General features: G+C 48.8%; 18 protein-coding genes, 2 tRNA genes and 3 rRNA genes. 6 read left to right on the forward strand and 17 right to left on the reverse strand.

Features of this window, described 5'->3' with window-relative positions; genetic code table 11:
• Positions 1-46: 46 nt before the first annotated feature.
• The 5 genes from map to VK694_07340 all read right to left on the reverse strand — a co-directional run bounded on the left by map (position 47) and on the right by VK694_07340 (position 2,435).
• Positions 47-799, reverse strand: coding sequence for a type I methionyl aminopeptidase (map, locus tag VK694_07320; GenBank protein ID HTE58528.1), 753 nt, complete (start codon positions 797-799; stop codon positions 47-49).
• Positions 800-803: 4 nt separating this feature from the next.
• On the reverse strand, positions 804-1,343 hold the full coding sequence (locus tag VK694_07325; GenBank protein ID HTE58529.1) for a nucleoside monophosphate kinase: 540 nt from the start codon (positions 1,341-1,343) through the stop codon (positions 804-806).
• Positions 1,340-1,795, reverse strand: coding sequence for a GatB/YqeY domain-containing protein (locus VK694_07330; GenBank protein HTE58530.1), 456 nt, complete (start codon positions 1,793-1,795; stop codon positions 1,340-1,342). Before VK694_07330 ends, VK694_07325 begins: the two co-directional genes overlap by 4 nt.
• Positions 1,796-1,880: 85 nt before the next feature.
• Positions 1,881-2,096, reverse strand: a complete 216-nt coding sequence (gene rpsU, locus VK694_07335; protein HTE58531.1) for a 30S ribosomal protein S21 — start codon at positions 2,094-2,096, stop codon at positions 1,881-1,883.
• A 45-nt stretch (positions 2,097-2,141) separates the two neighbouring features.
• Positions 2,142-2,435 carry an ArsR family transcriptional regulator gene (locus tag VK694_07340; protein HTE58532.1) on the reverse strand — a complete coding sequence of 98 codons (294 nt, stop codon included), beginning with the start codon at positions 2,433-2,435 and terminating at the stop codon, positions 2,142-2,144.
• A gap of 93 nt (positions 2,436-2,528) precedes the next feature.
• On the opposite strand from VK694_07340, the gene priA reads away from it, so the two are divergent.
• From priA to fmt, 3 genes are read left to right on the forward strand one after another with little or no spacing between them, the layout of a single operon-like run.
• Complete coding sequence (priA, locus tag VK694_07345; GenBank protein HTE58533.1) at positions 2,529-4,472, forward strand: primosomal protein N'; 1,944 nt, start codon at positions 2,529-2,531, stop codon at positions 4,470-4,472.
• A gap of 13 nt (positions 4,473-4,485) precedes the next feature.
• The gene (def, locus tag VK694_07350) at positions 4,486-5,064 is read left to right on the forward strand and encodes a peptide deformylase (protein HTE58534.1); all 579 of its coding nucleotides are present in this window, start codon (positions 4,486-4,488) and stop codon (positions 5,062-5,064) included.
• On the forward strand, positions 5,036-5,962 hold the full coding sequence (fmt, locus tag VK694_07355; protein ID HTE58535.1) for a methionyl-tRNA formyltransferase: 927 nt from the start codon (positions 5,036-5,038) through the stop codon (positions 5,960-5,962). The genes def and fmt overlap by 29 nt, the downstream gene beginning before the upstream one ends.
• A 4-nt stretch (positions 5,963-5,966) precedes the next feature.
• Here the strand turns inward: fmt and VK694_07360 are convergent, their stop codons facing one another.
• Genes VK694_07360 through VK694_07375 form a run of 4 tightly spaced genes read right to left on the reverse strand, consistent with a single transcriptional unit; the run spans position 5,967 to position 9,767 of the window.
• A complete protein-coding gene (locus VK694_07360) occupies positions 5,967-6,323 on the reverse strand; it encodes a DUF5663 domain-containing protein (protein HTE58536.1) in 357 nt (118 codons plus the stop codon).
• 35 nt (positions 6,324-6,358) lie between these two features.
• Positions 6,359-6,880, reverse strand: coding sequence for a hypothetical protein (locus tag VK694_07365; protein HTE58537.1), 522 nt, complete (start codon positions 6,878-6,880; stop codon positions 6,359-6,361).
• 23 nt (positions 6,881-6,903) lie between these two features.
• Complete coding sequence (gene infB, locus VK694_07370; GenBank protein HTE58538.1) at positions 6,904-8,658, reverse strand: translation initiation factor IF-2; 1,755 nt, start codon at positions 8,656-8,658, stop codon at positions 6,904-6,906.
• Positions 8,659-8,702: 44 nt separating this feature from the next.
• Positions 8,703-9,767 (reverse strand): S1 RNA-binding domain-containing protein, encoded by a 1,065-nt coding sequence (locus VK694_07375; protein HTE58539.1) that lies wholly within the window; start codon positions 9,765-9,767, stop codon positions 8,703-8,705.
• Positions 9,768-9,914: 147 nt separating this feature from the next.
• Between VK694_07375 and VK694_07380 the strand changes: the two genes are divergently transcribed.
• Positions 9,915-10,736 carry an ROK family protein gene (locus tag VK694_07380; protein HTE58540.1) on the forward strand — a complete coding sequence of 274 codons (822 nt, stop codon included), beginning with the start codon at positions 9,915-9,917 and terminating at the stop codon, positions 10,734-10,736.
• A gap of 492 nt (positions 10,737-11,228) precedes the next feature.
• On the opposite strand, the gene VK694_07385 is transcribed toward VK694_07380, so the two are convergent.
• The 8 genes from VK694_07385 to gyrB all read right to left on the reverse strand — a co-directional run bounded on the left by VK694_07385 (position 11,229) and on the right by gyrB (position 22,554).
• On the reverse strand, positions 11,229-11,441 hold the full coding sequence (locus tag VK694_07385; protein ID HTE58541.1) for a hypothetical protein: 213 nt from the start codon (positions 11,439-11,441) through the stop codon (positions 11,229-11,231).
• 184 nt (positions 11,442-11,625) lie between these two features.
• A 5S ribosomal RNA gene (gene rrf / locus VK694_07390) occupies positions 11,626-11,740 on the reverse strand.
• A 189-nt stretch (positions 11,741-11,929) separates the two neighbouring features.
• Positions 11,930-15,190 (reverse strand): 23S ribosomal RNA (locus VK694_07395).
• Positions 15,191-15,842: 652 nt separating this feature from the next.
• A tRNA-Ala gene (locus VK694_07400) sits at positions 15,843-15,919 on the reverse strand.
• Positions 15,920-15,929: 10 nt separating this feature from the next.
• Positions 15,930-16,006, reverse strand: a tRNA-Ile gene (locus tag VK694_07405).
• Positions 16,007-16,268: 262 nt separating this feature from the next.
• Positions 16,269-17,767: ribosomal RNA gene (locus VK694_07410) — 16S ribosomal RNA — on the reverse strand.
• Together the 16S, 23S and 5S rRNA genes with 2 tRNA genes alongside form the textbook arrangement of a ribosomal RNA operon.
• A gap of 250 nt (positions 17,768-18,017) precedes the next feature.
• Positions 18,018-20,582 carry a DNA gyrase subunit A gene (gyrA, locus tag VK694_07415; protein HTE58542.1) on the reverse strand — a complete coding sequence of 855 codons (2,565 nt, stop codon included), beginning with the start codon at positions 20,580-20,582 and terminating at the stop codon, positions 18,018-18,020.
• 4 nt (positions 20,583-20,586) lie between these two features.
• Positions 20,587-22,554, reverse strand: coding sequence for a DNA topoisomerase (ATP-hydrolyzing) subunit B (gene gyrB / locus VK694_07420; protein ID HTE58543.1), 1,968 nt, complete (start codon positions 22,552-22,554; stop codon positions 20,587-20,589).
• Between the two features lie 151 nt (positions 22,555-22,705).
• Between gyrB and VK694_07425 the strand changes: the two genes are divergently transcribed.
• Both VK694_07425 and VK694_07430 read left to right on the forward strand, forming a co-directional pair.
• On the forward strand, positions 22,706-24,040 hold the full coding sequence (locus VK694_07425; GenBank protein HTE58544.1) for a hypothetical protein: 1,335 nt from the start codon (positions 22,706-22,708) through the stop codon (positions 24,038-24,040).
• Between the two features lie 2 nt (positions 24,041-24,042).
• Positions 24,043-24,594: a hypothetical protein gene (locus VK694_07430; GenBank protein HTE58545.1), complete on the forward strand. Its 552-nt coding sequence runs from the start codon at positions 24,043-24,045 to the stop codon at positions 24,592-24,594.
• The last annotated feature ends 10 nt before the right edge of the window (positions 24,595-24,604 follow it).

Below are 24,604 nucleotides of genomic sequence, written 5' to 3' on the forward strand. Positions count from 1 at the left end.
TATAGCGCTTATCGTTACACCTTACAAATGAAACGGCACTCGGGATCTAGAGTTTCGTTAAAATCTCTGAGCCCGTGTCGGTAATAAGTACCGTATGTTCAAAGTGGGCTGCAAATGAACGGTCATTGGTCCTTACAGTCCAGCCATCGATATCAATAAAAACCCGGAAGTCACCAAGGGTAGCCATGGGCTCTATGGCTATAGTCATACCTTTTTTCAGGACGGGTCCCGTCCCTTCTTTACCGTAGTTGGGAATGTTTGGCTCCTCATGCAGCTCATGTCCAACCCCGTGGCCCACCATATCCCGAACTATACCGTAATCAGCCTGCTTAAGCACTTGCTCTATGGCATTCGACAAGTCTCCGACACGCGTACCATCTTTCAGAATAGAGATACCAGCATACAATGCAGCTTCGGTATCACGGACCAGTCTCAACCTGTTAGCCGGGCCAACGCCTGCGACAACAGATACAGCACCGTCAGTAATCATACCCTCGTAGGTCACACCAAAGTCCATACTCACAATATCACCGTCAGTAATTTTCCTTTTGGCGGTGGGGATACCATGCACCACCTCGTCGTTCACCGAGACACACAGCACATCAGGGAAGCCATACATTCCTAAGAAGGTTGGCGTACCACCCGTACCACGCAGTTCGCTCTTAGCAATCTCTGCCAAATCCTTAGTAGTCATACCCGGCTGAATCGCCTGCTTGAGAGTGGCGAGCACTGTCGCCAGAAGTCGACCACTTTCACGCATAGCCTTGATCTCTTGAGTTGTTTTTACTTTTGTTTGCATGACACTAGTTGACTGATGATATATCTTTCTTGATCTGGCCGTGGATAGCTTCTATGTCACCAGCACCATCTACATCAAAAATTGGCACCCGAGCTTCTCTAAAATGATCGAGAATTGGCCTCGTCACCTCCTCATATTCACGAAAACGTTCGAGGATAGCCTCTTTATGATCATCTTGTCTACCACGCTTCAGGAGTCGATCAAGTACTGTTTGCTGATCTACAGTAAGATGGATAACCGCAGTAACATCAAGCTGCCCATGCTTGTGCTGATTAAGGAGCCAGTCCGCCTGGGAAACCGTCCGAGGGAAACCGTCTAGAATAAACTCCTCATGTACATCAATCATCGCAAATATTTTTTGGACAAGTTTTATAATCTCCCTATCAGATAACAGCCTTCCCGCTAGCATATCCTTGCGTCGCTCGCCAGACACCAGCATACGGAGGAACTCACCAGTAGATAGCCAGGGCAGGGCAAGCTCGTCTGCTAACATCCTCCCCTGGACGCTCTTACCAGAACCAGCAACACCCATAAAAATAATCATCCTGAAATCCTCTGTTTTACCGCAGCAGCGATGCGCCCACCGTCCGCATCTCCCTTGCTTAGTTCTTTTACCCTTCCGATAATTCGCCCCATGTCTTGAGAAGTTGCAGCTCCAACGTCATCGATAGCCCTGTCTACGAGCTTCCCTATTTCTTCGTCCGATAGCTGGGCGGGCAAATAGTTCTCTATGACCACCAGCTCATGCCGCTCGGCCACAGCCTTCTCTTGATTACCGCCACGATCAAACAATTCGGCACTTTCCTGGCGTTTCTTTGCCTCTTTGCGTAACACGCCTACAATCTCTTGGTCTGCCAACCCCTGTTCCCTCTTGCCCTCCGCAACCTCGACATACAGAATAGCGCTCTTGAGACCCCTCAGGGTTGTTGCAAGCGTCTTGTCGCCACCAAGCATGGCAGCTTTCAAATCTGAATCGATCCGTTCCTTCAAACTCATAATTCATCCCTAGTGTACCAAAGAGCTCATCCTAAAAGCAAAATGCTGCCAGATTCCTCGGGCAGCATCTGCTATTGAGACGACGTTATTTTTGGCCGAGCTTAATCTTCTTTAGCTTCTGAGACTTACGCTCACGACGTAAAATAGCCTTCTCGCGGCGTTCGCGCTTACTCATTGGTTTTTCAAAGTATTGTGCCTGTTTTGCCTTTGTGACAACTCCAGCCTGCTGAACTTTGCGAGTAAATCGACGCAGAACGTTCTCAATGGATTCTTTCGAATCTTTGCGTGTAACTTGTATCATGGGCCTAATTGTACTTTAACAGGGATAGATATGCAAGATTGAAAGCTAAGAACCGGGCTGCTGCTTCTTTTGATTCATGCGTTGTGACTTCAACACTATGCTTTGTAGTTCTTTGAAGATCGCAAAGTGTTTATTGGTGTGATATATTTTGGTGTTTCCCTGTCGTTCAGAAATAAGAAACCCTATCTTCTCTAGCCTTTTTAGCTCACGCTGAATATTCCCAGCATCTTCTTTGATAAGCTTTGCAAGCCCACGAACATGGGTTTTAAAATCGGGATATTTGGCGTAAACCACTATGATTTTCCGCCGTACTCGTGAAGTTATAAATACATCTAACATAAGCTCTATTGTTATTAGGACAACGTAACTGAAGTATACGCGACAACTGATGGTCTTTCAACATATTTTTCCAATAAAACTTATAATGTGGTCATGAGATATTACGAGGTCTGGGTTGCAAGCCAGAGGTACCACGGGGAGAGTTCCCTCACTTACTCCCATGAAGCTGCGTTCGCAAAAGGCACCCTAGTAACTGTCGAGCTACAAAGACAGGTGGTGGTTGCTGTAGTACTCTCAGAAGTTAAGAAGCCCAGTTTCAAAACAAAACCTATCAGAGATACACTAAATGAAGAGCCCATCCCATCAGAGATCATTGAACTCATGCAGTGGGTACATAGCTACTACCCGGCACCCCTGGGCCAAATAACTTCTCTGGCACTTCCTGGCACGCTTACCACAAAGAGCAGGGCAAAAACCGCAAAGACAGTAGCCAAGTTTCCAGAGCCTCTCACTCCCCCTGCCCTCACCACCGAACAGGCTCAAGCAATCCGTGACATCAATCAGCCTAACCTTCGAACCGCTCTCCTGCATGGTAACACCGGTAGCGGCAAAACACGTGTCTATATAGAACTCATCGACCAGCAGCTAAAGCGCGACAAGAGTGTCTTGCTTCTAACCCCCGAGATTAGCCTTACCCCCCAACTGGCGCAGAGTGTACATCGGTACTTCCCAGGATCGGTTGTGGTACTGCACTCAGAGATGACCGTCGCCCAGAGACGCAATGCCTGGCTCTCTATCCTGACTTCTACTAAGCCACTTGTAGTAATTGGACCCCGATCGATTCTTTTTTGCCCACTCAAATCTATAGGACTGATTGTGCTGGATGAATTTCATGAAACCGCCTACAAACAAGAGCAAGCTCCACACTACTTGGCTACACGTGTTGCGGCACGGCTAGCAAGCTTACACGGAGCACAGCTTATTTTTGGCAGCGCCACCCCCCTTCTGGCAGACTACTACTTCTTTAAACAAAAGAAATTATCAATCATCAGAATGGTTCAGCCTGCACTTTTTGATAGCGAACAAAAAACAGATGTTGTAATTATTGACTTAAAAAAGCGTGAGCAATTTAATCGTTCTCCATGGATTTCTAACACTCTCATTGAGGGAATTTCACATACAATCCAGAAGGAGGAGCAATCATTAGTCTTCCTGAATAGACGTGGGTCGGCCCGGCTTATCTTGTGCCAGAACTGTGGTTGGGAGGCGGTTTGCCCACGCTGTGATCTGCCACTGACATACCATGCAGACATGCACTCAGCACTCTGTCACACTTGCGGATTCCGACAGAATCCGCCCTCGTCATGCCCTGAGTGTAGTAGTACTGACATCAATTTCAAATCTATTGGCACCAAAGCACTCGTCACCGAACTAGCTCGCCTATTCCCGCAAGCTCGCATACAGCGATTCGATAGTGACCTACCTAAAATCGACCGAATGGAGCATCATTACGAAAATATAGTAGCCGGCAACGTGGACATCTTGGTGGGAACCCAAATGCTCGGCAAAGGTCTAGACCTACCAAAACTAGGCCTCCTTGGCATTATTCAGGCTGATACCAGTCTGAGCTTCCCGGACTATACCGCCCAGGAGCGAACATATCAGCTGCTATCGCAGGCGCTCGGAAGACTTACGAGAGGCCACCGAAGCGGACTAGCCGTTATACAGACCCACCATACCGACAACCCCATATTGCGAGCTGCGATAGAGCAAGATTACGCCAGCTTTTACGATTGCGAGATCAAGGAAAGGCAGACATATAACTTCCCTCCCTTTTGCTTCTTATTGAAGATCACGTGTAGTAGAGCGAGCCTCTCCGCAGCGCGACAAAGCTGCGAGTCGATTGGCCATGGCTTGCGCAAAAGCTTCAGGGACGTCCAAGTCATTGGCCCGGCGCCTTCATTTCTAGAGAAAACCAATAATCGCTATAACTGGCAGCTTGTGGTGAAGTCTAAAAAAAGGACAACCTTGATTGATATTATCCGCACGCTTCCACAAAACTGTTCCTACGACATCGACCCCACGAATCTTCTCTGATACTATTAGTCAAATGGGAAAAACTCAACGGGATATTATTACGCTTGCACACGATCACCTGAGACAGCGCTCTCAGAAGGTGGGCATTATTACCAGCGATATCAAGCAACTTGTCAAAGACATGGAAGACGCCACGCTAGACTGGGAGGATAGCCGTAAACACGAGGTTGGTGTCGCGCTTGCAGCCATTCAGATCGATCTACCCCTCCGGGTAGTCGTAGTCCGCAATAACTTTGACGACAAGTCAGATCGCACCTTCCAGGCGTTTATAAACCCAAAGATCACCAAGTTTGAGGGCAAGGTAGAGGAAGATTTCGAAGGCTGCTTGAGCGTTAAAGATATCTATGGCAAAGTACCCCGCTATCAAAAAGTCCGGATTAGCGCCTTAGACCTCAACGGCAAGCAGATCAGAGTAGTCGCCGAAGGATTCTTGGCCAGGGTGTTCCAGCACGAGATTGATCATACAAACGGAATCGTTTTCATTGATCACATTAAAGATAAACCAGAGGCATTCTTTAGACTGACCGAAGAAGGCCATCTGGATGCACTCGATTATGAAAAAGATGTCAAAAACAATAGTATTCTTTGGTAATGAACGCATTGCCACAGGCGTAACAACGCACGTGCCAACCCTACGTGGCCTTATCGAAGCCGGCTACGAGGTCAAGGCGGTGGTCTCTAACTTTGAGCAAGGTCAATCCAGAAAGTCCCGCCATCTTGAAATAGAGGAGGTCTGCAGGGAGCACAACATACCCCTTATACTCTCTGAAAAGCCGATGGACATCCTGGAGCGCCTTCAAGATTACAATGCTGCAGCGGGTGTATTGATTGCCTACGGCAAGATAGTGCCCCAGAAGCTAATAGATATATTTCCCCGTGGCATCATCAACATACACCCGTCTCTCCTGCCCTTACACCGGGGGCCGACTCCTCTTGAAAGCGTCATACTGGATGGCAGCGCCAAAACAGGTGTCTCTGTCATGAAGCTCGTAAGGGCAATGGACGCTGGGCCGATTTACGCCCAGTCAGAGGTAGAGCTCGTAGGAAACGAAACCAAGCAAGAACTCGCGGATACATTGCTATCCGTAGGCCTATCGATGCTCCTCGAGGTGCTACCCGGCATACTTGACGGGAGCATAATTGCCCTACCCCAAGACGAAGAGAGCGCAACATACGACAGTTTGATATCAAAAGACCACGGCGCTATCGACTGGAACAAGCCGGCAGCAAACCTAGAGCGAGAGATTCGCGCATACGCTGAGTGGCCACGTAGCCGCACCACATTAGCGAACAAAGACGTCATAGTCACCAAAGCTCATGCGACTGCGAGCAGTCTACCCCAAAGCCAGCCCGCTGACATTGCTACTGTTGACGGAGATATTGCAATAGCCACCTCTGATGGCATACTGCATATTGAACGGCTACAACCAGCCGGCAAATCTGAAATGACTGCCCAGGCCTTTCTAGCTGGCCACAAACACTTATTATAGTGAGCTAAGCTGCGGCGGGTGGCTGCTGGGGTGGAAGTTGTTGCTGAGCCTGAACACTCGCTGCAACAATCTGAGGCGCCGCTTGCCTGATCTCTTCCTTAAGTGCGGCAAGTTCATCTGCAACTACTTGTTTATAGTTTGGAAAGTTCGATTCAAGCCACTTCAGCGCGCCAGCTTCGTCATTTTTATCTATGAAGCCCTCAAACTCATCCAGCTGTTCGTTGGTCATCCTCTCGGCTAGCTTCATACCAACTCGCATTTCCAGAGTTTCATAGATATGCGCAAGCATTCGATTCTTTTCTTCTGCAGGCAAATCTCCCAGACCAAGTTCTTTCAGCAGGTTATCGTCTAGCTTAAACATTGCGGTTCCTTTCTGTAGGTAATAATTGTATCAACTTATGCAATGAGTAGCACCAAGGCTGCACATACTAACACTATAATACCGGCTACAAAGCCCCTTACGATAGACTTTCTGTATAGTGAGGGAGTCGAAACATAGCTGCTACCCTGGGAAGGAGCAGGCATCGAGCCGCTTAGAGTTAACGGCGGAGCGGCTTGGGGAGGCGTGAAACCCTGCAAGCCCGGCTGTCTCAAGGGTGCGCCTGCGGCGATATCACCAACTTGTGATGCATAACCTTGAGCCACCTCATCCTGCCTCACCTCCTGACGCCTTTCTTGACGTAATGCCTCTGGCTCACCCCTGTCTGCAGCACTTAGTATCCTGTACCCTACCACTTCCGGCTGCTTCTTTACACCTTCCGTTACAAGCTCGTTCACAGAGACATTCTTTTCTAGATTTATCTCAGACTCAGGCTGGGCTCCAGAGTAGTAGTCAGCAACATCCGAAAAATCTTCAGAAGCCTCGGGTATGACAGGAGGCAAGCTTACTTCAGACGGCATGTAGCGATCATCTTCCATGGCAATTTTTTCTTATATCATATCTACAACGAACGAACAATTGTCTCTCTGGTGAAGGCTTCGATATGATCACCTTCTTGAAGATCCAAGCGTGCAGAAGTTTTAAGGCTTACTCCGCACATCTCACTCTCAAAGACTTCATTAGTGTCCTGTGGACCGCGCTTAAGATTGGTTATCTCAACCTCAGCTAACACTTCACCGTCCCTCAGGACCTTGGCCAAGGAGGGAGAGACAAGCTTACCCTTGGTAACCTCGCCACCGCAGATAATATCTGTCTTAGTGGATTTAAATATCCCACGCACCACCAACCGTCCAAGATCAGTTTCAACAATCTCAGGGGCAAGAAGCTCACCAAGCTCTCGCTTAACATCGTCGATCAATTCATAAATGACACTGTACAATCTAATCTGTATCCGGTCACGACTAGCAAGTTGCTTTATGCTAGTTGGCAGCGAGATGCTGAAGCCGTAGATGATAGCTCCACTTGTTTGTGCCAAATGGAGATCAGTGTCGTTAATATTACCTACTCCGGAACCCACAACTCGCACGGCAACCTCTTCGGTGTCGAGTGCCTTTAGGCTATCAAGCACAGAGGTAAGCGAACCTTGCACATCAGCTTTTACAACAATGTTTAGTTCTGTAACTTTGTTGGTTCTGTTTATTATCCGAATAAGTTCTGTGCTGTTGATGTGGCCATTGTTGCCATCTTTTCTCTGAGAAGCTGAGAGCTGGGAGGCCTGACGAGCAGCTTTTTCATCTTTTACAGCAACAAACTCATCGGCAAATTGGGGAAGAGTTTTGAATCCCGTAATGATGACTGGAGTAGAGGGGCCCGCCTCTTTAAGGGCCTTCCCATCCGCAGACTCAAGATTCCTTACCCGAGCATAACTGGAACCAGCTACGACAAAGTCTCCAGGACGTAGTCTGCCCGCCTCTACCAGTGCGATAGCAACTGGACCGCGCCCCTGCTCCATATGAGCCTCTATAACCAAACCGGCCGCTGGAACATCAGCGTCAGCCTTGAGCTCCTCAACGTCAGCGACCAACAAAACCATGTCGAGTAGATCGCTGATACCTGTCTTCTCTTTGGCCGAAACCTCTACTATAACCGTATCGCCGCCCCACTCTTCGACAAGCAGCTCCTGCTCGGCAAGCTGCTGCTTGATGCGATTGGTATCTGCACCCTCTTTGTCGATCTTGTTAATGGCCACGATCATCTTTACTCCAGCCTTGCGCGCAAAGCGGATGGCTTCAAGTGTCTGGGGCTTTATGCCGTCATCGGCGGCCACCACCAAAATAACCAAGTCAGTGAGCTGCGCACCGTGCTCTCTCAGGGCAGCAAAGGCTTCGTGGCCAGGAGTGTCTAGAAAAGTTATTGAACGTTTATTGTGCTCGATTTGGTAGGCAGATATGTGCTGAGTAATACCCCCAGCTTCGCCTTTTACAACTTGCGCGCCCCTTATGGCGTCCAGCAAACTTGTTTTGCCATGGTCCACGTGCCCCATTACAGCAACTACTGGTGGCCTGGATGCAGCCTTGTCGCTTGCCACCCGCTTTTCTCTGGGAGAAGCCTCTTTGGGGGCCTTCTTGACCAATTCGATGTCTAGGCTCAATTCGCCTACGATAATTTGAGCAGTATCAAAGTCAATCCGTTCATTAACGGTTGCCATAACACCATTCCTCATCAACTCGGTGATAAGTTTTGTAACCGGCAGCATCAGCTTCTCAGCTAGGTCGCCGACGGTGATATGATCTTCGATCTCGATTGTAGTCGCCATACCTAGCTCCTCTCTAGCCAATTACGGCCGGTTACTTTACATACCTATTTAGCTTCTTTGAGGCTCAAAGCAATCTTGCGACCTTCGGTGTCGATATCGAGCACCTTGAACTTCTTCTTTTCGTTAAGCTGAAAGATCTTTTCAGGATCTACACCTTCATCGTCACTCATCTCAGAAACATGCACCAAGGCCTCCACTGCCGGGCTCAGTTGTACGAATGCACCGAAGGGAGTAATCCGAGTAACTTTGCCTTCTACAATTTCGCCCTTTTTGAACACTTTAACTTCATGCAACCAGGGGTCTTCACTCATCTGCTTGAGGCTCAGTGACAGGCGATCTTTGTCGATAGCAATGATCTTTGCTTCAACCGTCTGACCAGTCTTGATGTAGTCACGAGGATCCTCAACCCGTTCCCAAGATATCTCGGAAATATGGATGAGGCCTTCTATGCCATCAACGTTTACAAATGCACCGAAGTCGATGACTCCAGTCACAACTCCCTCAACGACGTCACCAACCTTCAACTTTTCAAAGCGAGCTTGCATATCGTCTTTGACCGCCTCTTTCTCAGAGAAGATCAGTTTATTGTCTTTACGGCTTAGGTCTAAGATACGCACCCGAAGCACCTGATTCACCAGCTGGTTCAGTTTTTGCAGAATCTCATCCTTATCAGCACCAGATACTCGAGGATAGTGCCCTGCTGCAAGCTGGGATACGGGCAAAAAGCCGCGAATGCCTTCCAGTTCGATAAGTAAACCACCTCTGTTAGCATCGTAGGGGGTAATCTCGATGATTTCTTGTCCATCGAAGACGCGCTGTAACTCGTCCCATCCTCGATCTTTGGCTGCCCGACGCATACTCAAGAGAGCAAAGCCCTCGTCAAGCTCTGGGTCTACAACACTCGTAACAACGGTCTGACCCTGTTCGAGTTGTTGTCCATGACCAATCTCGCGACGCATAACAACGCCGACGCCATTGGCCCCCAGGTCTACCCACACTTCGTGTTTGTGTACCGAGGTTACGACACCTTCGATAACATCACCTGCTTTTAGCTGCTTGATATCTTCGGACGCTAGCAACTCGTCCATAGTAATGCTAGATTTTGACATGTTTTCCATGCCTCCTTAAAAATGTATTTCCGCCGAGCACTTAGACAGAGCCTCAAAAGTAGCTCCGTTAAGACACATAGTGGTTACAGACCATTATATCTGTTATTCCCTATTAGGTCAAAAGGTGCATATGCTACACTAATCGTAATGTACGGAGCTGTCGACATAGGGGGTACCAAAACGCTTATAGCCGTCTTCACTGAAGACGGATCTATCGTTGAGCAAGTCAAATTTCCCACCCCTAAAGATTACGCCTTATTCTCAAGCGAGTTGACAGCAAATGTTGAAAAATTATCAACAAAAGATTTCCAAAGAGCTGCAGTAGCGATACCAGGGACACCCGACCGACAAAACGGCATCGGGATAGTTTTTGGTAACCTCGACTGGACAAACATACCAATAGAGCAAGACGCTGAAAAAGCCTTCCATTGTCCAGTACAGATCGAGAACGATGCTAAGCTAGCCGCCCTATCTGAGGCAATACTGCTCAGAGACAAATTCCGGAAAGTTCTGTATGTAACGGTCAGCACCGGTATAGGTGGAGGGCTCGTTATAGACGGCTCTATCGACCCAAATTTTGAAGATATAGAACCTGGAAAGATGATCCTGGAGCATAACGGCCGGTTTGAGCAATGGGAAGATTTTGCCTCCGGGAGAGCAATAGTAGAAAAGTTCGGTAAACGTGCAGACGAGATTACCGACCCCAAGGCATGGTATATGATTGCACGAAACGTTGCCGTTGGACTTAACACACTGATTGCCAGCCTTGACCCAGAAGTTATCGTCATAGGTGGAGGAGTTGGTAGCAACCTAGAGAAATTTCAGGATCGACTCATAGAAGAACTCAGGATTTACGAGAACCCAATGACCCCCGTTCCGCCGATAGTAAAAGCAGCTCGAGCCGAGGAGGCCGTCATATACGGCTGCTACGAGCTTGTGAAAGCCCAACATGCAACAGTTGCTAGCTGAGCTACAAAATCGCCTACCACGGGTCTTATTTGAGGCAGGAGATGCCTTCTATTGGTCCCCCCAACACTCAAAAGTCGTATACAACCAAAGCCTTCCCCAGGACAGCCAGCCTAGCTGGTCATTGCTTCATGAAGCCGCCCACGCCATGCTTGATCACCAGTCCTACGCCTATGACCTTGAGTTAGTCTTACTCGAGGTTGAAGCTTGGAACAAGGCGAAGCAGCTCGGTGAAGAACTTGGCATAACAATTCAGGACGACCACGTTCAAGATTGCCTGGACACTTATCGAGACTGGCTTCACCAGCGAAGTACCTGCCCCCGATGTGGGACCGTTAGCCTGCAGATGGCCTCTTCTCAGTACCAGTGTCACAACTGTTTAGCCGAATGGAGCGTAAGCGCCTCGCGCTTCTGCCGCCCTTATCGCCTCAGTGGCAAACAAATCAAAAAGTCGCCCAAGGCTATACCTCAAGCGACTTTTCAATAGATCAGAAACTAGGCAGTTTCTTTAACTTCGGCCTTTTTGCTGCGACGGCTAATACGGCCGCCCTTAGCGCCAGCGATGCGAGCTAACTCACGGTTGGCAAAAAAACCACCGGTCTTGCCCTTTTTACCGCCCATTGCACCAATTCGTGCATAAAAGTCAGCGCCGTGCTTCTTTACATTGGTTTCAGCGGCGCGCTTGCCGCCCTTTGCAGTACCTGCCATATATAAACTCCTTTGATTCTTGGTGAGGCTTCCTCGAGTGAGCTAAAAAGAGTCCGGCCATGACATGGCCGAACCCTCTTATCCCTATCGAATGAGCTTATGATAACACCACCCAGTGCTTATGTCAATAAATATAATTCAAGTTACAAGAAAAAGACCATCCTATTCGGATGGTCTTTTTATAATTCGGCACCGTGCTATTTTCCCAGGGGTGAACCCCAAGTATTGTAACCGCTGCGAGGCTTAACTTCTGTGTTCGGCATGGGAACAGGTGTCTCCCTCGCGCCATGGGCACCGAGTCCAAATATATCACTCATGATAAGCCATGAATGTAAGATATATCACAGATGATATATTGTAACGATGTCCATGCAGTTGGGCACGGATAGATTATTAAAGGCAAACAGTGGTGAGTGGTCTCACCAATAACTAGTCAATGTACTTCCCTATGATCATTTCTGATAAAATTATCAGATTTGATCATAGGTCGTAAAAAGTCAATGGGACTATTAGTACGCTTCGGCTCAATACGTTACCGCACTTTCACCTTGCGCCTATCAAACTGATCGTCTTTCAGTGTCCTCATAGGGAAATCTTATCTTGGGATCAGTTTCGCGCTTAATATGCTTTCAGCGCTTATCTGCTCCGCACATAGCTACCCAACCATGCCATTGGTATGACAATTGGTACACCAGCGGTGCGTTCACCCCGGTCCTCTCGTACTAGGGGCAAATTCCCTCAAATTTCCTATCGTCCACAGCGGATATAAACCGAACTGTCTCACGACGTTCTGAACCCAGCTCACGTACCTCTTTAACCGGCGAACAGCCGGACCCTTGGAAGGTGCTCCCCCTCCAGGATGAGATGAGCCGACATCGAGGTGCCAAACAGCGCCGTCTATGTGAACTATTGGGCGCTATAAGCCTGTTATCCCCGGGGTAACTTTTATCCGTGTGCGTCGTCGATCCCACTTTCATATAACCGAAGTTAAATACGACGGGTCACTAGCTCCTACTTTCGTATCTGTTTGGCCTGTATGCCTCACAGTCAAGCTGGCTTATGCGCTTGCACTATCACTTCGATTTCCATCCGAAGTTAGCCAACCTTTGAACGCCTCCGCTACTCTTTAGGAGGCAACCGCCCCAGTTAAACTACCCATCAGACACTGTCCCCAAACCGGATAACGGTTGAGGTAAGAACACAAATACAATAAGGGTGGTATTTCACCGGTGACTCCACCAAAGCTAGCGCCTTGGTTTCAAAGTCTCCCACCTATGCTACACATATTGCACCTATGCCCAATGTCAAACTGTAGTAAAGCTCCACGGGGTCTTTTCGTCCTGCTGCGGACAGACGGCATCTTTACCGTCAATGCACTTTCACCGAGCTCTTCGTTGAGACAGTGCCCACATCATTACTCCATTCGTGCGGGTCAGAACTTACCTGACAAGGAATTTCGCTACCTTAGGACGGTTATAGTTACCGCCGCCGTTCACTGGGGCTTCAGTTCGCACCGTGAAGCGCTCCCCTTAACCTTCCAGCACCGGGCAGGAGTCAGCCCCTATACATCCACTTTCGTGTTAGCAGAGACCTGTGTTTTTGGTAAACAGTTGCGTGGGCTCCTTAGCTGCGGCCTAGATATGCCGCAGTGGTTCCAATTGCACTAAAGTACTGTACTCCGAAGAGTACATACCCTAGTATGATGTCACTTATCTCAATCTTGAGTCGTATCGTAAAAGCCACCGAAGTGGCTATTGTTACTCTATGTTCATCTTAGAAACACTGCGGCATACCCAGGCAGACCTTATCCCGAAGTTACGGTCGCTGTATTGCCGAGTTCCTTAACGAAGAATCACTCGTACGCCTTGGTCTTCTCGACCTGAGCACCTGTGTCGGTTTGCGGTACGGATAGCCATACACATAAGTTATCAAGCTTTTCTAGTCACCACTCTCGCAAGAATCAGCCAATAAAGGCCTCTCATTCGCAGTTGTTACGCTGCTTAGACGGATATAACCATGAATCCGCTCCTACTAACATGATGCGCACTGATAACAATGTATGACTAGTACGGGAATATTAACCCGTTGTCCATCGCCTACGCTACGCGCCTCGGCTTAGGACCGACTAACCCTGGGACGATTACCGTGGCCCAGGAAACCTTGCTCTTTCGGCGGGCAGGATTCTCACCTGCCTTGTGGTTACTCATTCCAGCATTCTCACTTCATACCGCTCCACCGGACCTCACAGTCCGACTTCGATGCAATATGAACGCTCCTCTACCGCTCATGCATAGCATAAGCAGATCCATGCTTCTGATTTCCGCCATCAGAAAGTCTTTTAGCTCCCTGTCCCTTGGTCAAAATTTCTTTTGGCCGGTGGACCGTTGAGCTCTTAAGACTGTCGTTGAATCTGCTTATGCTATACACAAGCCCATATCTTCGGTGCTATGCTTGAGCCCCGTTACATTTTCCGCGCAAGATCTCTTGACGAGTGAGCTGTTACGCACTCTTTAAATGAATGGCTGCTTCTAAGCCAACATCCTCGTTGTTTAAGAAATCTCACCTCGTTTCCCACTTAGCATAGACTTGGGGACCTTAGATGATGGTCTGGGCTGTTTCCCTTTCGAGCGCCGAGCTTAGCCCCGACGTTCTAACTGCTGTAGTTCCACTGATAGTATTCGTAGTTTATCAAGGGTGGGTACCCTTGCGGGCCCCAGTCCGAAACAGAGCTCTACCCCTATCAGCTACCGTACAACGCTAGCCCTAAAGCTATTTCGAGGAGAACCAGCTATCTCCAAGTTCGATTGGCATTTCACCGCTAACCACAGGTCATCCGGGGGTTTTGCAACACCCTACGGTTCGGTCCTCCACGCAGTTTTACCTGCGCTTCAACCTGCCCATGGTTAGGTCACTTGGTTTCGGGTCTACTAAACAGTACTATGGTCGGCCTATTCAGCCTCGCTTTCACTACGCGTCCGCCAGATGGCTTACGCTTGCACTGCTTAAGTAACTCGCTGGATCGTTCTACAAAAAGCACGCCGTCACCCCGAAGGGCTCCGACTCCTTGTACGCACACAAATTCAGGTTCTATTTCACTCCCCTTCCGGGGTTCTTTTAACCTTTCCCTCACGGTACTTGTTCTCTATCGATCATAAGATATATTTAGCCTTGGGACGTGGTCGTCCCAGCTTCAGTCAAGGTTTCACGTGTCCCGACCTACTCGACAAAACAAATATAAGGTTAGCGAAACTTGGCATACCAGGCTTTCACTGTCTATGGCCAGTCTTTCCAGACTATTCTGCTCGCATCGCTAATTTCTTACCTTATGCAGGTTGGTGATAGCACCTGCTTCCAAAACGGAATTCTAGACTAGGTCTAGTGCTCCGTCTTGGTTGTTTGTAATGTCACAACCCCTTTTAGATATTCGTCTATCAACTTATCCGTCTGAATTAACAGACAGAAACCTAAAAAGTTTGGGCTCTTGCGGATTCGCTCGCCACTACTACCGCAATCGTTGTTTACTTTCTATTCCTCGAGGTACTAAGATGTTTCAGTTCCCCCGGTTCCCTTCAACAAGCCTATATATTCAGCTTGAGATGACTAGGCATGACCCCAGCCGGATTTCTCCATTCGGACATCTTCGGTTCATAGCTTAGTAAGCAGCTCCCCGAAGCTTTTCGCAGCTTCTCACGTCCTTCATCGGTATCTTATGTCAAGGCATCCCTTGTGTGCGCTTGAGTAACTTTTTACGATTTCATCCGTTGGGCAAAGCCCAATGAATGATTAGTGCCTGCGGGACAAAGTCCTGCAGACTCTAAAAGTACAATTGACTAGTTATTGGTATTACCAATAACCTAGTGCAGTTTTACTGCACTAGTATGAAATGTGATAACTGCTTATGCAGCTTTAAACATTTCATGCCGTTTGCCTTTAATCTCAAAATTTGAATCTAATTGTTAAGATACGACTCAAGACGGCCCACAAAACTATCTTGTTTCTTAGCACTGTAACTTGAGTTTACGCTAAAAGCTTGGCGGTTTATTACGAGTGCCTCGTGCCTAAACTCAAGCAGCCCAAGCATTTTAGCACTAATAACAGAGGCGGTCAACCCTCTGGTGCTGTAAAAGAAGCTACAGTTTATACTCTGTTCTCATCAGTTGTGACGATCTAGGGCTTAACCGACACCGTAGCGAATAGTAGCTAAAAGGCCCACCTCTATCATTAGCACCCCGTATTGCTAGAGTATGACCCTAGCCGTCAATACAATCCCACTAGACATAGCTTATAGATGCCCTACCAATGGCAGGTCATAATAGATACAGTTAAACTATCTCTATGCGTCAAAAACTGTGTATGGTCTTTTGCAAAGAAAAGAGGCGTCTAGTAGACGCCTCTTTTCTTTGGTGGAGCAACGGGGACTCGAACCCCGGACCCCCTGCTTGCAAAGCAGGTGCTCTAGCCAACTGAGCTATTGCCCCGAATTTTTAATGGTGGGGCTGAGAGGACTCGAACCTCTGACCTCGTCATTATCAGTGACGCGCTCTAACCAGCTGAGCTACAGCCCCAAAATACCAGCGTATTGTACCTGAAACTCCCCTGTTAAACAATACCGACCCGACCAAACAAAAAGAACGCCTCTCGCAATTGGCGTCCTTTTTTTGTTTGGAAGTTAAAAACTTCTGTAGTGCTATCAACGTCAAGTTCGGTTTTCGCTACTGTATCTTGTCCACCGAAGTGGATATTTAAGCTGTCAGTAACGACACAGCTTAACAAGATCGACCTAGCTCACATGGGATAAATCCGCATGCTGCTAGTAAATCTCCCTAGAAAGGAGGTAATCCATCCGCACCTTCCGGTACGGATACCTTGTTACGACTTAACCCCAATCATCTCCCCTACCTTAGGCCTAGGCAAGCTAGGACGTCAGGTATTGGCGACTTTCATGGTTTGACGGGCGGTGTGTACAAGACCCGGGAACGTATTCACGGTAGTGTGCTGACCTACCGTTACTAGCGATTCCAACTTCAAGCAGGCGAGTTTCAGCCTGCTATCCGAACTGAGACCGGCTTTGATGGGATTTGCTCCGTCTCGCGACTTGGCTGCCCTTTGTACCGGCCATTGTAGCGTGTTTCTAGCCCCAGACGTAAGGGTAATACTGACCTGACATCATCCCCTCCTTCCTCCCCGTTACCGGGGCAGTCTGATTAGAAAAATTCAACTAATCACAAGGGTTGCGCTCGTTGATGGACTTAACCAAACATCTCACGACACGAGCTGACGACGGCCATGCAACACCTGTCACTTGGTTCCCGAAGGCACAGTTTCCTTTCGGAAGCCTTCCAAGGATGTCAAGCCTGGGTAAGGTTCTTCGCTTACCATCGAATTAAAGAACACGCTCCACCGCTTGTGCGGGTCCCCGTCAATTCCTTTATGTTTTAAGCTTGCGCTCGTACTCCACAGGCGGGATGCTTAACGCGTTAGCTTCGCTACTACGCGGGTCGATACGCATAACAGCTAGCATCCATCGTTTACGGCGTGGACTAACGGGGTATCTAATCCCGGTCGCTCCCCACGCTTTCGTGCCTTAGTGTCAGGGACGAGCCAGTTACCTGCCTACGCCATCGGTATTCCTCCTTATATCTACGGATTTCACTCCTACACAAGGAATTCTAGTAACCTCTCTCGCCCTCTAGCTTAGCAGTTTAGATAATGTTTAAAGGGTTGAGCCCCAGGATTTCACTATCTACTTACTATGCCACCTACGCAACTCTTTACGCCCAGTAATTCCGGATAACGCTTGGATCTTCCGTATGACCGCGGCTGCTGGCACGGAATTAGCCGATCCTTATTCATATGCTACCGTCATAATCGTCACATATAAAAGCAGTTTACAACCCGAAGGCATTCATCCTGCACGCGGCGTTGCTCCATCAGACTTTCGTCCATTGTGGAAAATTCCCTACTGCTGCCTCCCGTAGGAGTCTGGGCCGTTCTCAGTCCCAGTCTGGCTGATCATCCTCTCAGACCAGCTAATGATCATAGCCTTGGTGAGCTATTACCTCACCAACAAGCTAATCATACGCAGGCCGCTCCCAAAGCGCCGAAGCTTTAATCCTTAGACCACATGCGGTATTAGACACCATTTCTGGTGCTTATCCCTCACTTTGGGGTACGTTCCTACGCGTTACTCAGCCGTCCGCCGCTCGTGTATTCTCACACCACACTCAAATTGCTTTAAGTACAGAGTGAGAACCTTACCGCTCGACTTGCATGTATTAGGCACGCCGCCAGCGTTCATCCTGAGCCAGGATCAAACTCTCCAAAAAAGAATCTATCCTAAAGTTCAGTCAGAAAACTAACTTACTGTTTAAACATAGTTCAAACGCGATGACTTATACCGAAATATAAGCACCACTTGAACTGACGTTGATTTGCACTACATAAGTTTTTAACGATCAATCGTCGGTAGAGACACCCATAGACACCTCAAAAGACTCCGCGTATCTTAACCTCTTGAGTACTCTTGTGTCAAGTATTTTCACCACTGACACACTATTTACAACGATAGTGTGCAATTTACGCCGTTACGGACGGGGTTTCGAGTTCCTCGTCATCGTCTATGACAGTCTTATCTACAAGTGCCAGTGAGACAACATGGTCACCATCGTTCAGTCGCATGATACGGACGCCCTGCGTTGCGCGGCCTAGTTCGGGAATATTCTTGAGCCCAAGGCGAATCGTCTGCCCCTGTTTAGAGATCAGGATAACTTCCTGTGAATCATCGATAAGCGTCTTCACCCCTACAAGACTTCCTGTCTTGGTATTAACCACCGCCGAGCGAATACCTACCCCGCCTCGAGCGTGAGGCGTAAACTGAGATATCTTTGTCCGCTTGCCGTAGCCATGCTGGCTGATCACGAATATGTTGGAGGCTTTTTCTACAACGTCCATACCAATGACTTGATCGCCTGCTCGCAAACGTATACCACGTACCCCACGTGAGACACGTCCCATGGGTCGTGCGTCCTTCTCATGGAAGCGAATAGCTTGTCCCTGTTGAGTCGAGATAACCACCTCGTTATCACCGTTGGTCATACGGATCCACTTGAGCTCGTCACCCTCGTCGAGGTTGATGGCTATCAGGCCGCTCTGTCGGACATTTTGGTACTGATCAAATGGTGTTTTCTTGACAACCCCCCTGACGGTACACATGAGGAGATTACCACCGTTGCTTTGTTTGCTGACATTAATGACCGAGCTAACTGTCTCTTCGGGTTGAAGCTGCAAGAGATTCACAAGTGCGATCCCCTTGGCATTCAAGCCAACAGCTGGTACTTCATAGGTCTTGATCCTGAAGACACGACCCTTGTTTGTAAAGAAGAGCAGAAAGTCATGTGTACTAGCATTGACGACGTGCTCGATAACGTCCTCTTCCCTGGTTACCATACCGCGGCGACCCTTACCTCCACGACCTTGCTTTTTATATTCGGCAATTGAGCTACGTTTGACGTAATTCGCAGAAGTGAGAGTGACCACCACTTGTTCGTCAGGGACAAGATCTTCGTCGCTCATCTTGCCCAGTTCGCCCGGGATGACCCTGGTGCGACGCTCGTCACCATATTGCTTCTTAACCTCAAGTAGCTCATCCCTGATGATCTTGAGGATCTTCTTTTCGTCGGCCAGAATGGCCTCTAGGCTTATGATGAGCTTCATTAGCTCGGCAAGTTCGTCTTCTATGGCCTGGCGTTGCAACCCCGTAAGGGTGCGCAGCTGCATGGCTAGGATGGCCTTGGCCTGGATCTCTGAGAGCTTGAACTTGGTTATGAGGTTAGCCTGAGCTTCTTCTGAAGTCTGGCTGGCACGAATGACCCTAATAACTTCATCGATATGATCAAGTGCTATCTTCAGTCCTTCCAGGACATGTGCGCGATCCTTAGCTTTTCTGAGCTCGAACTCTGTGCGACGACGCACGACAATCTGGCGATGCTTGATATGCTCCTGCAGGATGTCCTGCAGGCCCAGTACACGTGGCTGGATACCGTCGATAAGTGCCATCATGTTGAAGTGGAAGGTCGACTGCAGTGGTGTCAGCTTATAGAGCTGGTTCAGGAGTTTCTTGGGGTAGGCGTCTTTCTTGAGGTCGATGACAATACGCACCGCACCGCGAGCTGTTTCGTCCCGCAAATCGCTAACTCCAGTAATTCTCTTGGTGTTAACCAGTTCGGCAATCTTTAGAACTAAGTTTTCTTTGTTGAGCGCGTAAGGGATCTCGGTGATAACAATCTGATTGCGACCCTTTTTACCTTCAGCAATCTCGGCAACTCCCCGCGTAACCACACCGCCACGGCCAGTGGCATAGGCTGTGCGGATCGATTCTTTGCCGTAAATGACACCACCGGTTGGGAAGTCAGGACCTTTGACGTGCTCTAGCAGGTCATCCAGGCTCGCCTCCGGATTATCGATGAGCGTAATCTCAGCGTCTACCAGCTCAGAGAGGTTGTGTGGTGGGATGTTGGTCGCCATACCAACGGCAATACCGAGCTGTCCATTTAGCAGTAGGTTTGGCAGTTTAGCCGGCAGTACAGTTGGTTCAGTCCGAGTATTGTCGTAGTTCTCGCGGAAGTCGACAGTTTCTTTATCTATATCTGCCAGCGTTTCATCGGCCAGACGGGCCATCTTGGCCTCTGTATAACGCATAGCAGCTGGTGGATCACCGTCCATGCTACCGAAGTTACCCTGCCCGTTAATAAGCACGTATCGCATAGCCCAGGGCTGAGCCATACGGACCATTGCATCGTAGATAGAGGAGTCACCGTGAGGGTGGTAGCGTCCCATTACTTCTCCGACGACATTGGCACTCTTACGGTGCCGCGCCGTGCTACGCAACCCAGACTCGTTCATGTTATAGAGAATGCGTCGGTGTACCGGCTTCAGCCCGTCACGTACGTCTGGTAGGGCGCGGTCAATAATTACGCTCATGGAATAGCGCAAGTAGCTATCTTCCATGATGTTTTCAACAGAGCGAAGCTCTACCTGTCGTGAATGATGTAGTCCTTCTATAATCTCCACCCCGGCAGTTTGCGGCTGGGAGTTATCTACTGATGTATCGTCGTTGGTTGGTGTATTTGTCTCATCGTCCATAACTTTAGATATCCAGATCCTTCACGAATTTAGCATTGGCTTGGATAAAGCCCTTACGTAGTTCCACTTCTGTACCCATGAGCTTGTTGAATATTGCATCGGCCTTTTCGGCATCCTCGACCTTCACCTGTACCAGCACACGCTTCTCGGGATTCATGGTCGTCTCGAAGAGTTGATCGGCGTCCATCTCACCAAGTCCCTTATAGCGCTTCTGCTCGACAAAGCCTGCTTGCTTGAGGCGATCATCCTCAAGGCTAACTTTGGATCCCTCTTTCTTGCGACGCTCGACAGCTTCGTCGAGTATTACGTCGAGCTCTGATTCGTCATAAATGAAGACTGGATTCTTGCGGCTTGATCGCACTAGTTCAAATAGGGGTGGTTTGGCGAGGTAGACATGACCCCCATCAACCACCTCTTTCATGTACCTAAAGAAAAAGGTCATGAGGAGTGTACTGATGTGGCTGCCATCGACATCTGCATCGGTCATGATAATGATGCGATCATAGCGCAGGCCCTTAATATCAAACGAATCCTCGATGCCCACTCCAAGCGCCTTAATAAGACTCACGATCTCATTGTTGGCCAACATCTTGTCTAAACGGGCGCGTTCAACGTTCAACACCTTACCCCTGAGTGGTAGGATAGCCTGGCTCTTGCTGTCACGACCAGATTTGGCAGAACCGCCAGCCGAGTCGCCCTCTACAAGATATATCTCTGACTCTTTGGGGTCTTTATTGGAACAGTCGGCAAGTTTGCCGGGCATACTTGCCCCGTCCAATACGCCCTTACGCAAGATGTTGTCACGAGCTGAACGCGCAGCCTTGCGGGCACGAGCGGCCAACAAGCCCTTGCCTACGACCTTCCGAGCGATTGCGGGATGTTCTTCGAAGTAATAATTCAAGTATTCGGCCAAAACCTGCTCCACCTGACCACGTGTCTCTGGGTTACCGAGCTTATTCTTGGTCTGACCTTCAAACTGGGGATCTGGCATCTTAACAAGAATTACCGATGTGAGGCCCTCGCGGGTGTCTTCACCCGATAGGTTTTCTTCTTTTTCCTTCAGGAGGCCATTTTTACGTGCATAGTCGTTTATAACGCGAGTAAGAGCTGATCTGAAGCCAGTAAGATGTGAACCCCCGTCGGGGTTAAAGACGTTATTTGCAAAAGCTTTAACTGTCTCTGTAAAGGCGTCGGTGTATTGCATCGCAATCTCAATCTGAACGTCGTCAACTTGTTTGTCGACGTAAAACACTTCGTCGTCGACCACTTCTTTGCCAACGTTGAGATGCTTTACATAGGACTGAATACCTCCCTCAAAGTAAAATTCGTAGCGTGTCCCTGTGCGTTCGTCTTCGACCGCTGTACGAATCCCTTTGGTGAGGTAGGCTTGGTGCCGTAGGTAGTCAACAACCCATTCATAATCAAAAGGTATGTCGGCCATGATCGAAGTATCTGGCCAAAAAGTGATCACCGTACCGTGCGCTTTGTCAGTAGGCTCAATTTTTTTCACAGGGCCTTTTGGTGCACCTTGCTGAAATTCCTGTCGATACAGGTAGCCATCGCTATAAACTTCTGCGATCAATGTGCCGGATAGAGCGTTTACGACACTGACGCCTACCCCGTGCAGACCACTCGAAACCTTGTATCCCCCACCATCAAATTTTCCACCAGCGTGCAAGACAGTAAGAACAGTCTCAAGCGTGCTGACTCCAGTCTTGGGATGCCTATCAACGGGGATACCACGACCATCGTCCTCTACACGAACCCCTCCATCCGCCAAGAGCTTGACGTGTACCCTGGTTGCGTGACCACCAATGGCCTCGTCAACACCGTTATCCGCCACCTCTTTAATCATATGGTGCAGGCCATCGATACCCGTGCTTCCAATATACATACCAGGTCGCTTACGGACCGGCTCTAAACCCTCGAGAACTTGAATCTGATCAGCAGAATAGCCTTTTTGTTTCGCCACTTCTAATCAACCCTCTTTTAACACCTTATTTTGCGTTATTTCTAGTATACCCGATTTATCCACTGGCGACAACTGTACGCCCCTTGTATGAACACATAGATTTATGGTTCAATTAATATAAGTATTTTTATAAAAATTCGGAAAATCAAAAATGTTCAAAAAACTTCTTAGCAACCTACCTTTCAACCCTAGTCTTATTGGCCAGGTATCTTTCTATGCCAAGAGGATGCATCGCGAGGCCGCTCTGCGCCGCATGGGCGTTGGTATGATGGTTCTTGCTATCTTGGTACAAGTATTTGCCGTGGTATCACCCCCCGAACCAACCTTGGCTGAGTCCAATAACGATATTGTTAAGGGTGGTTTTACGACACGTGACGAGGCGGTTAACCACTGCCGGAGCAATACTAAAGATTTTGCCAATATCCTAGTTCACTATGGAGTCACCTGCGAAGCCCTCGGGAGAGGCGTCACTAAAACTATCTCCACGACAGACAAACGGCTCGACTCCCTAGGAAGAGTTGCTCAGGGGCCAACTATAGCGCGCACCGGAAAGCCGACCGAGGAGTATCCGATCACAATCAATGGCACCGAATACTACATGAAAAATCTATGGGCATGGGACTCTGGTTCGTCTTCGAGCTATAAGGTTTTGGAAGTAAAAAACGCTCAAAACCAGACGATTATGATCATGTTCAGCTGCGGCAATATTGTAACCATCGACAAGTACACACCTCCTCCCCCACCCGAAAAACCAAAGCCAGAGAAACCAAAGGATGTTTGTACTAACATTCCTGGTGTCCAAACAACCAAGGAAGAATGCGATACATGCCCGAATGTGCCGGGCACACAGAGCAATAAGAGCGAGTGCTATCCTTGCCCCAAGGCCAAGGCCACAAACACCACGACTGCCTGCCTAGAACTCAGTAAATCTGCCTCCAATCAAACGCAAAAGATCCAGAATGCTGATAATACAGTCGCCCTAGCAGATGATGTAATCGTCTACACATTGCGGGTTCAAAATACTGGCACCCAGGCGGTCAAAGGCTTTGTGATAGAAGAAGACCTTTCCGACACGCTTGAATACGCCACCGCAACAGACCTATCTGGGGGGCAGCTTGACGCTCAGGGGGTGGTAAGTTGGCCCAAGCAAGACATCGCTGCCGGGACGATCGTAGAGAAGCACATTACGGTAAGGGTTAAGAATCCTATTCCTCAGACACCTGCTTCGGCCTCGGACCCTGGTTCGTTCAACCTTGTTATGACCAATGTATATTACGGAACGGCCGTAAACATCAAGCTTCCTGCTAGTAGCAGCAAGTCTGTAGAAATGGCCGTAACCAGTATGCCAAATACCGGACCCGGCACTACTCTGGCTATCGGGTTTATTGTGTTAACGTTTATGGGCTACTTTTTAGCTCGAAGCACATTGCTAGCCAAAGAAGTGGACCTAGTGCGCGCCGACTATACGTCAGTGGAAGGATCGTAAATATGTCAGAAACCCCTCAAAATCACTCTATAGAAAAGAAAAGAATCGAAGCCGTGGAAGCTGCGCCCGCTCCCGAAAAGCACCGTTCAAAAGAGGCCTCCACCGGCGTTTCCGTCGAGCATGATCACAATATCGATAAAATCCAGGCCAGCATTCACAAAGAGGCTGTTAGCGGCAAAGATGTCGCCATCGAGCACCATCGCTCCGAGTCACAACCGGCGCTGGGATTGCAACGTGAGCTAAAAGCAACAGCCTACCAAAAGACACTCCATAAAGTACAAGCCAGACTAAATCCCACCCAGCGGTCCTTTAGCAAAGTAATCCACCAGCCGCTTGTCGAGTCCGTCAGTGAAGCGAGTGCTAAGACCGTTGCCCGTCCCTCTGGCATACTCGGTGGTGGACTTGTAGCACTTATAGGAAGCGGCGGACTCCTTTATATGGCAAAGCACTACGGATTTAAGTACAACTACTTTGTCTTCATTGCTCTCTTTTTGGCAGGATTCTTGGTTGGATCAGCTATCGAGCTGTCCGTTCGAGCCGTTAAGCGCCGGTAACATACTGGCT

This window comes from Verrucomicrobiia bacterium, assembly GCA_035489575.1.
GTDB lineage: Bacteria > Patescibacteriota > Saccharimonadia > Saccharimonadales > JAGQNK01 > DATHJY01.